This window comes from Streptomyces tailanensis, assembly GCF_008386495.1.
Classification (GTDB): domain Bacteria; phylum Actinomycetota; class Actinomycetes; order Streptomycetales; family Streptomycetaceae; genus Streptomyces; species Streptomyces tailanensis.
On the sequence record NZ_VTHJ01000048.1, the window covers coordinates 44,675 to 57,491 of the forward strand.

14 protein-coding genes are annotated in these 12,817 nt (G+C 71.0%); 6 read left to right on the plus strand and 8 right to left on the minus strand.

Annotated elements, in window-relative coordinates:
- Positions 1-14: 14 nt before the first annotated feature.
- On the minus strand, positions 15-686 hold the full coding sequence (locus F3T56_RS32040; protein WP_149828849.1) for a cysteine hydrolase family protein: 672 nt from the start codon (positions 684-686) through the stop codon (positions 15-17).
- 109 nt (positions 687-795) lie between these two features.
- Between F3T56_RS32040 and F3T56_RS32045 the strand changes: the two genes are divergently transcribed.
- Complete coding sequence (locus F3T56_RS32045; protein WP_149828850.1) at positions 796-1,275, plus strand: pyridoxamine 5'-phosphate oxidase family protein; 480 nt, start codon at positions 796-798, stop codon at positions 1,273-1,275.
- 51 nt (positions 1,276-1,326) lie between these two features.
- On the opposite strand, the gene F3T56_RS32050 is transcribed toward F3T56_RS32045, so the two are convergent.
- Positions 1,327-2,232: a LysR family transcriptional regulator gene (locus F3T56_RS32050; RefSeq protein ID WP_149828851.1), complete on the minus strand. Its 906-nt coding sequence runs from the start codon at positions 2,230-2,232 to the stop codon at positions 1,327-1,329.
- 75 nt (positions 2,233-2,307) lie between these two features.
- Between F3T56_RS32050 and F3T56_RS32055 the strand changes: the two genes are divergently transcribed.
- On the plus strand, positions 2,308-3,237 hold the full coding sequence (locus F3T56_RS32055) for a DMT family transporter (protein ID WP_149828852.1): 930 nt from the start codon (positions 2,308-2,310) through the stop codon (positions 3,235-3,237).
- A gap of 99 nt (positions 3,238-3,336) precedes the next feature.
- Here F3T56_RS32055 and F3T56_RS32060 read toward each other — a convergent pair whose 3' ends face one another.
- A complete protein-coding gene (locus F3T56_RS32060; protein WP_149828853.1) occupies positions 3,337-4,674 on the minus strand; it encodes an aminotransferase class I/II-fold pyridoxal phosphate-dependent enzyme in 1,338 nt (445 codons plus the stop codon).
- A gap of 70 nt (positions 4,675-4,744) precedes the next feature.
- Here F3T56_RS32060 and F3T56_RS32065 point away from each other — a divergent pair, with 70 nt between their 5' ends.
- Positions 4,745-5,425: a pyridoxamine 5'-phosphate oxidase family protein gene (locus F3T56_RS32065; protein ID WP_149828881.1), complete on the plus strand. Its 681-nt coding sequence runs from the start codon at positions 4,745-4,747 to the stop codon at positions 5,423-5,425.
- A complete protein-coding gene (locus tag F3T56_RS32070; RefSeq protein ID WP_149828854.1) occupies positions 5,425-6,081 on the plus strand; it encodes an FMN-binding negative transcriptional regulator in 657 nt (218 codons plus the stop codon). The genes F3T56_RS32065 and F3T56_RS32070 overlap by 1 nt, the downstream gene beginning before the upstream one ends.
- Positions 6,082-6,208: 127 nt before the next feature.
- Here F3T56_RS32070 and F3T56_RS32075 read toward each other — a convergent pair whose 3' ends face one another.
- Together F3T56_RS32075 and F3T56_RS32080 are read right to left on the minus strand one after the other, a co-directional pair.
- The gene (locus F3T56_RS32075) at positions 6,209-7,225 is read right to left on the minus strand and encodes an EamA family transporter (protein ID WP_149828855.1); all 1,017 of its coding nucleotides are present in this window, start codon (positions 7,223-7,225) and stop codon (positions 6,209-6,211) included.
- A gap of 60 nt (positions 7,226-7,285) precedes the next feature.
- Positions 7,286-7,834: a Clp protease N-terminal domain-containing protein gene (locus tag F3T56_RS32080; RefSeq protein ID WP_149828856.1), complete on the minus strand. Its 549-nt coding sequence runs from the start codon at positions 7,832-7,834 to the stop codon at positions 7,286-7,288.
- A gap of 216 nt (positions 7,835-8,050) precedes the next feature.
- Between F3T56_RS32080 and F3T56_RS32085 the strand changes: the two genes are divergently transcribed.
- Positions 8,051-8,479 carry a type II toxin-antitoxin system Rv0910 family toxin gene (locus F3T56_RS32085; protein ID WP_149828857.1) on the plus strand — a complete coding sequence of 143 codons (429 nt, stop codon included), beginning with the start codon at positions 8,051-8,053 and terminating at the stop codon, positions 8,477-8,479.
- Between the two features lie 98 nt (positions 8,480-8,577).
- On the opposite strand, the gene F3T56_RS32090 is transcribed toward F3T56_RS32085, so the two are convergent.
- Entirely contained in the window at positions 8,578-9,216 is a 639-nt protein-coding gene (locus F3T56_RS32090) for a PadR family transcriptional regulator (protein WP_149828858.1), read from the minus strand.
- A gap of 278 nt (positions 9,217-9,494) precedes the next feature.
- On the opposite strand from F3T56_RS32090, the gene F3T56_RS32095 reads away from it, so the two are divergent.
- On the plus strand, positions 9,495-10,307 hold the full coding sequence (locus F3T56_RS32095; RefSeq protein ID WP_149828859.1) for a PhzF family phenazine biosynthesis protein: 813 nt from the start codon (positions 9,495-9,497) through the stop codon (positions 10,305-10,307).
- Here F3T56_RS32095 and F3T56_RS32100 read toward each other — a convergent pair.
- Positions 10,297-11,097, minus strand: a complete 801-nt coding sequence (locus F3T56_RS32100) for a CPBP family intramembrane glutamic endopeptidase (protein ID WP_149828860.1) — start codon at positions 11,095-11,097, stop codon at positions 10,297-10,299. The two genes, F3T56_RS32095 and F3T56_RS32100, sit on opposite strands and share 11 nt — an antisense overlap.
- A 135-nt stretch (positions 11,098-11,232) precedes the next feature.
- Positions 11,233-12,750 (minus strand): glutamate-cysteine ligase family protein, encoded by a 1,518-nt coding sequence (locus F3T56_RS32105; RefSeq protein ID WP_149828861.1) that lies wholly within the window; start codon positions 12,748-12,750, stop codon positions 11,233-11,235.
- Between the last annotated feature and the right edge of the window lie 67 nt (positions 12,751-12,817).

Consider the following 12,817-nt stretch of genomic DNA (forward strand, 5'->3'; position numbering starts at 1 on the left):
CGTTCACCAGGTACTCAACTCCGCCGGGGCCGTCCGAGACAGCCCAGCACCTCGTCCGTGGTCGCGACCGTGGCGACCAACGCGAGGGTGTGGCGGATCATCGCGGGGGTGTAGTCGGCAGGCACCCCCGCGATGGCGTCCCCGGGCACGACGACGGTGTAGCCGAGGTTCACCGCGTCGAACACCGCGTTCGGGACGGCCACGTTGGCCGAGACACCGGTGACGATGAGGGTGCGGCAGCCGAGGTTGCGCAGCAGCGCGTCGACATCGGTGCCCGCCAGCGGGGACAGCCCGTGCAGCCGCCGTACGACCAGATCCGCCTCGGCGACCTCGATGGGCGGCGCGACGCGTACGGCGTCGGTGCCCGTCAACTGCCGTATGGGAAGCCGTTCGGCAGCGCGGAACAGGCGGGCGTTGCGGTTGGCACCGCGCCCGTCGGGCCGCCGCTCGGCGACGGCGTGGACGACCTGGACCCCGCTCTCGTGCGCGGCGGCGACCAGCCGCGCCACATTCCCGAGCACCCCCGAGGAGCGCACCTCCTCCGCGAGTTCGGGCAGCGCACTGCCCGGCCCGACGACACCCTGCTGACACTCGACGGTGAGCAGCACGGCGACGACGGGATCGAGCAGCTCGCCCAACTCCCGAAGCCTCTTCCCCTCGCTCGCCCCACTCTCACGTGACGGCATGGCGTCCCCTTGTCGCCGGCGGTCGGGCCGGGGAGCGTAACTCCCCTTGCGCATCAACGGAAGGCAACCGATGCTCTTCTGACGTCTAGTCAGCCGAGGGAGAGCAGCCATGGCCGTCACTCAGCGCCGGGGCCGGAAGATCATGATGGAGCCCGGTGAGCTGGACGAGTTCCTGGGCGCGCAGCGGACCTGCCGGGTCGGGACGGTCTCGGCCGACGGAGCCCCGCACGTCAGCCCGCTCTGGTTCATGTGGGACGGCACCTCGCTGTGGCTGTACTCGATCACCCGAAGCAAGCGCTGGGCGGCCCTGCGCCGCGATCCGCGCGTCGCCGTCGTGGTCGACGCCGGCGAGGAGTACGGCGAGTTGTGCGGCGTCGAGCTGTCCGGCACCGTCGAGGTGGTCGGGGAGGTGCCCCGCACGGGCGAGCCGAACCCCGAACTCGTCGAGGTGGAGCGACTGTTCGCCCGCAAGAACTTCGGCCTCGACGAAATGCCGCACGACGGCAGGCACGCCTGGCTGCGCCTGAAGCCGGACGCGATCACCTCCTGGGACTTTCGCAAGCTGGTGGGGTCAGTGCCCCTTCGGTGACCTGTATGGATGACCTGTACGAGTGTGCCGTCGGCGCGGGGCCCGCCGACGCTACGGTCCGCACGCCGTCCCAGCCGCCTTGAGCGCCTCCACCGCCGCCCTGATCGACGGCCGCCGGTCGGCGTCCCCGCGCCACACCGCGTAGACGCTCCGGTGGACCCGGTGCCGCACCGGCACGGTCCGCACCCCGGCCGGCATCGGGTCGCGGCCCAGCCGCGGTGCGATGCACACACCCAACCCGGCGGCGACCAGGGCGAGTTGGGTGTGGTGTTCACCGGCCCGGTGGGCGATGTGGGGCTCTATGCCGTTGGCGCGCAGCGTGTAGAGCAGCCACTCGTGGCAGAACTCGCCCTCGGGCCAGGCGACCCACGCCTCGTCCGCCAACTCCTCCAGGTCGATCTCGTCCCGGCCGGCCAGCGGGTGGTCCTCGGGCAGCGCGACCTCCACCGGGTCGTCGAGGATCGAGGCCCGGGCGAGCCCTTCGGGCACGGGCAGCGGCTTGTTGTACCAGTCGAGCACCACGGCCAGATCCGCGTCGCCCCGGATCACCGCGCCGATGGCGAGCTCTGGCTCCAGCTCCCGCGACCGCACGCGCAGCGCCGGATGGTCGTCCCGCAGCGCACGGAAGACCGCCGGAAGCAGCCCTCGTACGGCGGTCGGGAACGCCGCCAGCCGCAGCTCGCCGACGACCTGCCCTCGCTGTGCCTCCAGGTCCGCCTGGGCCAGCTCGACCTGGGACAGGATCCGCGCGGCGTGGTCGGCGAGCAGCCGCCCCGCGTCGGTGAGGCGCACGCCCCGCCCGTTCTTGGCGAGGAGCTGTTGCCCCACCTCCCGCTCCAGCTTGGTCATCTGCTGAGAGACGGCCGAGGTCGTCACATGCAGCCCTTCGGCCGCCCCGCTGACCGAGCCGTGCCGGGCGAGGGCGTCGAGGGTACGCAGGCGCTCCAGATTCAACATGTAAGCAATGCTACGAGATTCAGCTCACCAAATCTCGCTTGTGCTACAGGATTGTTCGGGAGCATCGTTGCGTGCATGACCGCCATGGCCCCCACCCGCGCCCCCGCCCGCGCCCCCGAACGCCGCCGCGCCACCGTCGACTGGCGACTGCGCTTCGCCTTCCTTTCCCTCATCTGGGGCTTCAGCTTTCTCCTGATCAAGGTGGGTACGGAGGCCTACGCGCCCTTCCAGGTCACCTTCGGGCGGCTACTGTTCGGCACGCTGGTGCTCGCGGCGGTGATGGCGGTCAAGCGGGAGCGGCTGCCGCGCGGCGCCCGCACCTGGGGCCATCTCGCGGTCGCGGCCCTCCTCCTCAACGCACTGCCGTTCTCCCTCTTCGCCTACTCCGAGCTGACGATCCCGTCCACACTCGCGGGCATCTGCAACGCGACCTCGCCCCTGTGGGGCATGGCCCTGTCCCTGGTGGCTCTCTCCGAGGACCGCCCGACGAGGGTGCGGGTCGCCGGTCTGGGCCTCGGCTTCCTCGGCGTCCTCACGGTCCTCGGTGCCTGGCAGGGCTTCAGCGGCCTGGACGCCAGGGGCACCGCGATGGCCCTCCTCGCCTCGCTCAGCTACCCGATCGGCTGGATCTACGTCCGCCGCACCCTGGCCGGCAGCGCCCACTCGCACCTCTCCCTCACCGGCGCCCAACTCCTGCTGGCCACCGCCCAACTCGCCTTCATCACCCCACTGTTCACCACCCTGCCGAGCAGCTTCCCGATCCTGCCACTCCTGGCGATCATCGCCCTGGGCGCCCTCGGCACGGGCGTCGCCATGCTCGTCCAGTACGGCCTCGTCTCCGAGATCGGCCCGACGACGGCCCAGATGGTCACATACTTCATCCCGGTGATCGCCACGGCCGCAGGCGTCGCCCTCCTCGGCGAATCCCTGACCTGGTCGACACCGGTCGGCGCGACCATCGTCCTGGCGGGCGCGGCCCTCACCCAGGCGAGGCCGCGCACCTGACGCAGCCCCTGACAGCCGCCCGCTCGCGGGTACCACGTGCCGCAGCCGCCCGCTCGCGGGTACCACGTGCCGCAGCCGCCCGCACCCAGCTGCAGCCCGTCATGCGTACCTGTCCCCGTCGCCCGACACCGACCCGATCGCCGAGGCGACCGCATCCGCCACCCGCCCGATCTCCTCATCAGTGAGCGTGGAGATCGTGATCCGGATGCCTTGCGGGGCGTTCATCCGGAAGCGTGCGCCCGGCGCCACGGCCCAGCCGGCGTGCAGCAGCCGGGCGACCGCGCCGGTCTCGTCCGGGACCCGGATCCACACGTTCATCCCGCTGACCCCGCGCGCCTCGACCCCCCGCCGCGCGAGCGCGCCGATCAGTGCGTCCCGCCGTCTGCCGTACGCCGCCGCCACGGCCCGCGCGTCCACCGCCCCGCCGGCCCACAGCCGCACGACGGCCCGCTGCACCAGCCGGCTCACCCAGCCCGGCCCAAGCCGCTGCCGTCCCCGCACCCGGTCGACGGTGGCGGCGTCCCCGGTGAGCACCGCGAGTCGCAGATCAGGGCCGTACGCCTTGGCGACCGACCGCACGAACGCCCAGTGGTGCGTGACCCCGGCCAGCGGATGAAGGGCCTGGTCGACGATCCGATAGCCGTGGTCGTCCTCGATGAGCAGGGTCTCGGGGTGTTCCCGGAGCGCGGACCGCAGGGCACGCGCGCGTGCGGCGCTCACGGCCGCTCCGGTCGGGTTCTGCGCCCGGTCGGTGACGACGAGGGCACGCGCCCCGCCCTCCAGAGCCCGTCGTACGTCGCCGGGGAGCGGCCCTTCGTCGTCGACGCCGACCGGGACGACGCGCAGCCCGAGCGCGGGCACGAGGTCGAGCACGCTTCCCCACCCGGGATCCTCGACCGCGACGGCGTCCCCGGGCTTCAGATGCACGGCGAGCACCCGCTCAATGGCGTCGAGCGACCCGGAGGTGACGGCGATGGGCCCGTCCGGCATCCCGTCGGCGTCGAGGTCGGCCCGCGCGCTCCGTGCCAACTCGGGCTCCACGGGCCCCGCCCCGTACAGCACCGGCTCTCGGTCGCCCTGCTCGGCGGCGGCCGCGAACACCTCCGCGAGAGGGGGCAGCAACGCCACATCCGGATTGCCGTCGGCGAGGTCACGCACCCCCTCCGGCACGTCCACCCTGATGTACTCGCGCCCCGTGGTGGCGGGCCTGTGCCGCACCCGACTCCCGCGCCGCCCGGCGGTCTCGATGACCCCGCGCTCGCGCAGCGTGCGATAGGCGGCCGCGACGGTATTCGGATTCACCCCGAGGCGATCCGCCAACTCGCGCATGGGAGGCAGCAGTTGCCCCGGTTCCAACTCCCCCGCGCCCACCGCACGCTCGACGCTCGCCGCAATCTCAGCTGCGCGCCGACCCGTGATCACGTATCCTCCTAGCACAAAGCAGATTATGTACTAGCGCAATAGAGACCGCAAGTAGACGCAGGAGCCAGCAATGCAGGAGATCGCGATGCAGGGGACGCAGCAGCCGACGCCGCCCGCCGCCTACACCCCCACCGAACGCACCGTCCCCACCCGGTCCGCGCAGAAGGCCTCGTACGACAAGGAGTTGGTGCACGCGATACTCGACGAGGGGTACGTCTGCCACCTCGGCTTCGTCCGTGACGGCGCCCCGGTGGTACTGCCCACGCTGTACGGACGGGTCGGCGAGACGCTCTACGTGCACGGCTCGACGGGCTCACGCCCGCTGCGGATGACGGGCCAGGCTGATCCGGGCCTCCCGGTGTGCCTCACGGTCACGCACGTGGACGCCCTGATCCTGGCCCGCTCGGGCTTCCACCACTCGATCAACTACCGCTCGGTGGTCGTGCACGGCGCCGCCCACCAGGTCACCGACCCCGAGGAGCGGCGGATCGCCCTCGACGCCCTCGTGGACCACGTCGTCCCGGGCCGCTCGCGGGACTCCCGGCCCGCCAACGCCAAGGAGTTCGCCGCCACCGCCGTGATCCGGCTCGACCTGAACGAGGTCTCCGCCAAGACCCGCACCGGCGGCGTCAACGACGAGCCCGAGGACCTCACCCTCCCCCACTGGGCCGGCGTCGTCCCCCTCCGGAAGGGCTACGACACCCCGATCCCCGACCCGTCCCTGGCCCCCGGCACCGAACTCCCCGACTACCTCAAGACCTTGTGATGCTGATACACCCCTGGGACGCCCCACGCGACGACACCGAATGGCAACACTGGCTCACCACCCACGACTTCGGCCAACTGGCCGTCAACGGCCTGCCCGGCGACCCGCCGTACGTCCAGCCCCTGCACTTCGTCTACGACCCCGACGACGGCGAGCACGGCACGGCCCTGACCCACCTGGCCCGCCCCAACCCCATGTGGCCCGCCCTGGAAGCCGCCCCCCATGTCGTCCTGAGCATCGTCGACGACTACGTCTACGTCCCCGGCCCCTGGCAGGCCCCTCCGGACACCCCACCCGAACACGGCGTCCCGACCAGCTTCTACGCGGCGGTCCAACTCCACTGCACAGCCCACATCGTGGACGACCCCACAGAAAAGGCCACCGTCCTCAACCGCCAACTGACCCACTTCCAGCCGCAGGGCGGCTCCGCACCGGTCACGACCGACGACACCCCGTACGACCGCATGCTGCCGGGCCTGCGCGGCCTCCGCCTCGAAGTCACAGCCGTACGCGCCAAGTTCAAGTACGCGACCCACCGCCCGGAAGAGGTCCAGAACCGCATCGTGACCAACCTGGCGACACGAGGAGGCCCCCACGACGAGGCAGCGCGACAGCATCAGCTGAGCAGACGGGGCATCTGGCCACCGGCAAGCTGAGGATAGCCTCTCGGGGGCGAACCTTCTCCCCACCGGCCCGCTGACGCGCCGCTCAAGGGGCGCGGGGAACTGCGCGAGCGACCACAGACAACCCGCACCCCGCCAACCCCCGAAGCCCCCACGGCGCTCACCGGCTATCCCTCACCACCAACTCCCGCTCAACCCCATCCCCACCGGAAGCGACCACCCCCGCCCCCTCCCCGGACCGCTGCGCGACAACCGCCCCCACCAACACAACCACCCCACCCACAACCTGCGGCGCCGACAAACTCTCCCCCAGCAACACCCACGCCAGCACCGTCGCGACGACCGCCTCAAGACACGCCACCACCCCCGCCACCTGCGGAGACAACCGCCGCACAGCCACCACCCCGGTGACATACGCCAGCACCGTGGCGATCAACACGACCCACGCGAGCAACAACCACGCGGCAACCGGTGCCCCATCCATCCGCACGGTGCCACCCAGCACCGCCCACTCCATACCCCACGGCCGGGCGACAACGGTGAGCACGGCCGCCCCCACGAGCAGCCCGTACGCGATCACCCCGAGCGGATCCGGCGCCGCCTCCCCCGCCTCGCTCCCCTGGTCGGAGAGCACGAAGTACCCGACCTGACAGCAGGCCGCCCCCAGCGCGAGCAGCAACCCCAGCGCATCGAAGCTCAGCCCCGACCACACCTCAACGACACAGGCGAGGCCGCCGACCGCGAGAACGACCCCGACGGCGGCAGCCCTCGTCACCGGCCTCCGCTGTACGAACCGCACCCAGCCGAGCACGAGCGCCGGCGCGAGGTACTCGACGAGCAGGGCGACCCCGACGGGTATGCGGGCGATCGAGGCGAAGTAGAAGGCCTGGACACCGGCCACGGCCAACAGCCCGAACCCGGCGAGCAGCGCGGGCCTCCGACGTACCAACTCCCGGTGGCGCACGGCCAGCGGCAGCATCACCAGCGCCGCGCCCGCGACCCTCAGCCACACCACATGGAGGGGGTCCAGCCCCGCCTCGATGAGCGGCTTGGCCGCGGTACCCGATCCGCCGAAGGCCACCGCAGAACCGAGCGCGAGCCCCAGCCCAACACCCCGCCCCTGATACCCCTGGCTCCCCTGATGCCCCTGACTGCCCTGAGACGTATGCACCGGCACATGATGACAGGCGCCGACAGGAGCGTCACCCCCAATCACTCCTGTCTCACCGCTCGGACGTCAACCCCGATCCGACGCCGACCCTGATCGGACCTCACCCATCTGCTCGATCCGCCGCGCCAACACCCCCACGTCGGCCCCCGTCCTCCTCAGCACCTCCACGGCCCGCGACGCCGGCACCGCGACGATCACGGCGAGCAGGTCGACCCCATGGGCCCGCTCCTCGCCCCGCCGCACGGCACGCTCGTACGCCTGGGTCATGGCCCGCGCCGCCACCGGCGACCAACCCGGAGTGCCGGGGACCCCCGGTACGGCACCGGCACCCTCGACGCCGATCCGCCAACGCAGCCCGTAGCCGATGCTGCGCTGCACCAAGTAGCCGAGCAGCCGGGCGACCTGCCGGCCGTCGAAGGCCGCGCGCACCTCGGGGTCGGACTCCACCAGCGTGTGCAGCAGATGGGCGGTGTCGATCTGCCGGTCCCCGTCCCGCAGCGCCCGTCTGCGCGCACCGGCGACCACGGAGGCCAGCTCATCGGTGAGCCTGCCCTCGAGCTCCGCGTGGTTCGGACCATGGCCTACGGCCGACTGCCGGGGGATACGGGGTCGCACACCCCCACCCCATCAGTCCCGCCGAGCCGAGTCATCCACGACAGGAAGCATCTTCACGTCCACCACAGGCTGCGCAGGTACGACCCCCGTCTCCTCCCTACGGATGAGATCTCCTCTGAACATTCCTGACGGTTCATCAGTATTGAATGTTCCGGCCCTCGCGGCTACGTTCCGCGACACCACCGTCCGAGACGTCCGAGTCGAAGGGGTTGTCGCATGGCCGATGTCAGCGCGGAGGCGCACATCGAGGCTCCCGCCGAGAAGGTCTGGGCCCGGCTCGTCGACTGGTCCGCGCACAGCGAGTGGAACACGACGCACACCGGCTTCCCCAAGGGTGGCCCGGAGACGCTCGAAGTGGGCGGCACCTTCCAGGAGAACCTGAAGCTCATGGGCTTCCCGGCGGAGGTCGAGTGGACCATCGCCGAACTCGAACCCGCCCGGGTCCTGGCCATCCGCGGCAAGGGCCCGATGGCCGTCGACCTCGCCACCCGCTACACGCTCACACCCGACGGCGACGCCACCACGGTCCGCATCGACGGCCGTTTCACCGGCGCGGCGGTCTCCCTGATGGCGAGCAAGCTCAAGGACTCCGCGACGGCCGCCCTCGCCGAGTCACTGCGCAAACTGGGCGCCCTGGTGACGTAAGGCGGCCGCACGACCCTCTTGGCCACCACACACGGGAGTGCCCCGCGGAGAAACTCCACGGGGCACTCCACGCTCTACCGCTTACCGCCCACCGACCATCAGTCCTCGTCGGCGAGGATCAGGTACAGCTTCTTGCGGGCCTCATTGATCACCGCCAGCGCCTTGTCGCGCTGGTCCTTGCTGCCGGTCTTCCAGACCTGACCGAATGCCTCCATCAGACCGAAGCCGGCCGTCCGGATCTCGCTCAGCGCCTCCCAGTCAACCCCGCGCGAGGCCTCTTCCCAGGGAGCGTCGGAACCCTCCTCGGCCGCGGCGCGACCGGCCTCGGTGAGGGAGAACAGCTTCTTGCCACCCTCGGTCTCACTGACGATCAGCCCCTCGTCCTCCAGCAGTTGAAGGGTGGGGTACACCGAGCCGGGGCTGGGCTTCCACGTCCCGCCGCTGCGCTCGGCGATCTCCTGGATCATCTCGTAGCCGTGCATGGGCCTGTCCTTGAGGAGGGCCAGGATCGACGCGCGTACGTCACCTCGCCGCGCCCTTCCCCTGGGTCCGCCGCGGCCTCGTCCACCCCAGGGGCCCGGACCGAAAGGCCCGAAGCCACCGGGCCCACCATGGCCCGGCCCGAAGGGCCCGAAGGCGGCGCGCAGCGCCTCTACGTCACCTCGACCGCGGGGGTGGTCCCCACCACGGCGTCCATGTCCACGCTCGAATCCGAAGTCCTGTCCACGGGAACGCATCGCAATCACTCCATTCCATCGTTGATCTGTCGCGATGCTTCAACGATATATCGGTACCTGTCGCGTGGCAAGCCCCGCAAAAGAAGTCGTCCTGACCTGCGAGGAGTTCGGGCGCCACATGCCCAGCCCTTACGAGCGAAAGCGCACGCCGCAGCAGCAACGGCGCGGCCACACGAACGAGAGTCAACAAGACAGATGGAGATTGGCTTCGAGAAACCAGTCCAGCCACCCGGAATTGGCCTTGGCCACGGCCCTCGCCCCCCGCCTAGCGTCGCCCCATGCGTATCCGTATCGTCGACGCCTTCACCGACCGCCCCTTCTCCGGCAACCCGGCCGGGGTCCTCCTCCTCGACGCCTTCCCCGACGACGCCTGGCTGCAGAACGTGGCCATGGAGGTCAACCACGCCGAGACCGCGTTCGCCCACCCCCTCCCCGAGAGCGGGGACGCGGACTGGGCGCTGCGCTGGTTCACGCCCGTCGCCGAGGTGGCGATGTGCGGCCACGCCACGCTGGCCACCGCGCACGTCCTCAGCACCACGGGCGCCCACAAGGGCCCAGTGCGGTTCGCCACGCGCAGCGGTGTCCTCGTCGCCACGCCCCGGCCGGACGGCTCCCTCACCCTCGACTTCCCGACCGCTCCCCTCACCCCGGTCCCCATTCCGGACGGCGTCGCCGAGGCCCTGGGCGCCGAGCCGCTCAGCGTGTTCGACACCGGCCCCAACGTAGGTGACCTGCTGATCGAGCTGGCCGACGAGAAGACGGTCCACGGCCTCGACCCCGACCACCGAGCCCTCGGCCGCTTCTCCGAGCGCGGCGTCATCGCCACCGCGCGCGCCGCGGACCCGGCCGCCGGCCACGACTACGTCTCCCGCTGCTTCTTCCCGAACGTCGGCATCGACGAGGACCCGGTCACGGGCAGCGCCCACACCGCTCTCGCCCCGTTCTGGTCCGAGCGCCTCGGCAGCCCGGACCTCACCGGACTCCAGGCCTCCCGCCGCTCGGGCCTCGTCCGCACCGGGCTGCGCGGCAACCGCACCCTGCTGTCCGGCCGTGCGGTCACGGTCATCGAGGGCGAGCTGCTCACGCCGTAGGCAGCCAGCCCACCTTCCCGGCCAGCAGCGCGTATCCCACGAACGCCCCGATGTCGAGCAGCGAGTGGGCCACCACGAGCGGGCCCACTCGCCCCCACCTCCGGTAGAGGTAGACGAAGACCACGCCCATCACCATGTTGCCGATGAACCCGCCGATGCCCTGGTAGAGGTGGTACGACCCGCGCAGCACCGAACTGGCCGCCAGCGCGCTCCCCGGCGACCAGCCCAACTGCTGGAGCCGGCGCAGCAGATACCCGACCACGATCACCTCTTCGAGGACCGCGTTCTGGATCGCGGAGAGGATCAGCACCGGGTACTTCCACCACACCTCGGGCAGCGCCTCAGGCACCACCGTGAGGTTGAACCCGAGCCCGCGGGCCAGCAGGTAGAAGGCGATGCCCGTGCTGCCGATCACCGCGGCGATCGCCGCCCCGCGAGCGAGGTCGGGCCACGGCTTCGTCCGGTCGAACCCGAGTGCGCGCAGCCCCGAGCCCTCGCGCAGCAGCAAGTGGGCGACCAGTACGACGGGCACCAGCGCGGTCGTGATCCCGAAGAGCTGCCACGCCAGGTCGAGCCACGGCCGGCCCGGCGCGGCCGAGGCGTTCATCGTGGCCGCCTGGTCCTTCAGCCCGCCCGGTTTGGTGACCGATCCGATGAAACTGATCAGCGCGGACACCCCGCTCGCACCGAGCGACAGCCCCAGTACGAGCAGTGTCTCGTCCCTCAGAATCCGTCGGGTCGGCCGCTCCCGCGGCACAGCACCGTCCACAGACTCGGCCTGCCCCTGCACCCACGCCTCCAGTTGTCCGGTCCCGCCGAGGAACCATCATCACCCGCGGCGCTACGGATCTTTCCGGCGGCGTCCCTCCGAGGCCTCTCACCTCGGCCGCGATGCGCGCCACCGGCGGCGTACGTCAGGCTCCCGTCACCCCAGCGGCACCGGCTCCGGAAGCCCCACCGGCCAGGTGTGCACCGGCTCCCCGGAGTGCGTCAGCTCGCAGTACCGGCGTGTGGTGGCGGCCAGCGCGGCATCCCGTCCGAGGCCCTTCGCCAGCGCCCGGTGGAACGTTTCGACCTGCCACGACGCCCCATTGACCCGGCGCCGGCAGCGGTCCTCGATCACGCCGAGGTAGAAGTCCCGGTCGACCGGCTCGACACCCCACGCGTCCAGCCCCGCCTCGGCGAGCGGCAACAGTTCGTCCCGTACGAGGTGCACCGCGTCCACCGGCCCCACCCCGCCGTACCGCCCGTGCCGCGGCCACTGCAGCCGTGCCTCGATGCCGTGCCGGCACGCCTCGTCGAAGTTGGCTGCGGCGGCCTCGAACGGCATCCGGGTCCACACCGGCCGCGACTCCTCGGCGAGAGCGCGTACGACCCCGTAGTAGAAGGCCGCGTTGGCGATCACGTCCGTGATGGTCGGCCCGGCGGGCAGCACCCGGTTCTCGACACGCAGATGCGGGACCCCGTCGGCGATGCCGTACACGGGCCTGTTCCAGCGGTAGACCGTGCCGTTGTGCAGGGTGAGTTCGGAGAGCGAGGGCGCGCCGCCCGCGTCGAGGACACCGAGCGGATCCTCGTCGTCGCAGATGGGCAACAGTGCCGGGAAGAAGCGCAGATTCTCCTCGAAGAGGTCGTACGCCGAGGAGATCCACCGCTCCCCGAACCAGGTGCGCGGCCGCACGCCCTGGGCCTGGAGCTCGGGCGGCCGGGTGTCCGTGGACTGCTGGAACAGCGGTGGCCGCGACTCCTGCCACAGCTCGCGCCCGAACAGGAACGGCGAGTTGGCACCGATGGCGACCTGCGCCGCGGCGACCGCCTGCGCCGCGTTCCACACATCGGCGAACCGGCCCGGAGTGACCTGGAGGTGCAACTGCACCGAGGTGCAGGCGGCCTCCGGCGCGATCGACTTCGAGGTGCAGACGAGCCGCTCGACACCCTCGATGTCCAGGGTGAAATCCTCGCCACGGGCGGCGACGATCTGATCGTTGAGCAGTGTGTAACGGTCCCCGGCGGAGAGGTTCGAGGAGACCAGGTCGTCACGGTCGAGCGTGGGCAGAATCCCGATCATCACGATTCCCGCGCCCAACTCGCCCGCCTGCCGGTCGGCATACGCCAGGGAGGTACGCAGTTCCTCGGAAAGCTGGTCGAATACCCGGCCGCCCAGCCGGTGTGGGGCTATGTTGACTTCCAGATTGAACATGGCGAGTTCTGTTTGGAAATCTCGGCTCGCTATCCGCTCGAGTACTTGCGCATTCATCATTCTCGGCAGGCCGTCGGCCCCGACGAGGTTCAGCTCGATCTCCACACCCATGAGATTCTTGGGGCGGTCGAACCGCTTCTCCTCCAGCAGCCGCGCCAGCCCCGCCAGGCACTGCCGCAGCTTTTCGCGGTAGAGCTGACGGTCGGAGAGGCCGAACGGCCCCGCCACGACCTTCTCCCCCATCGAAGTGTCCCTCCTCGGATGGGCAGGCCGACGAGCCGGCCACTGCTGTTCCGGGTCCACGGGTGAT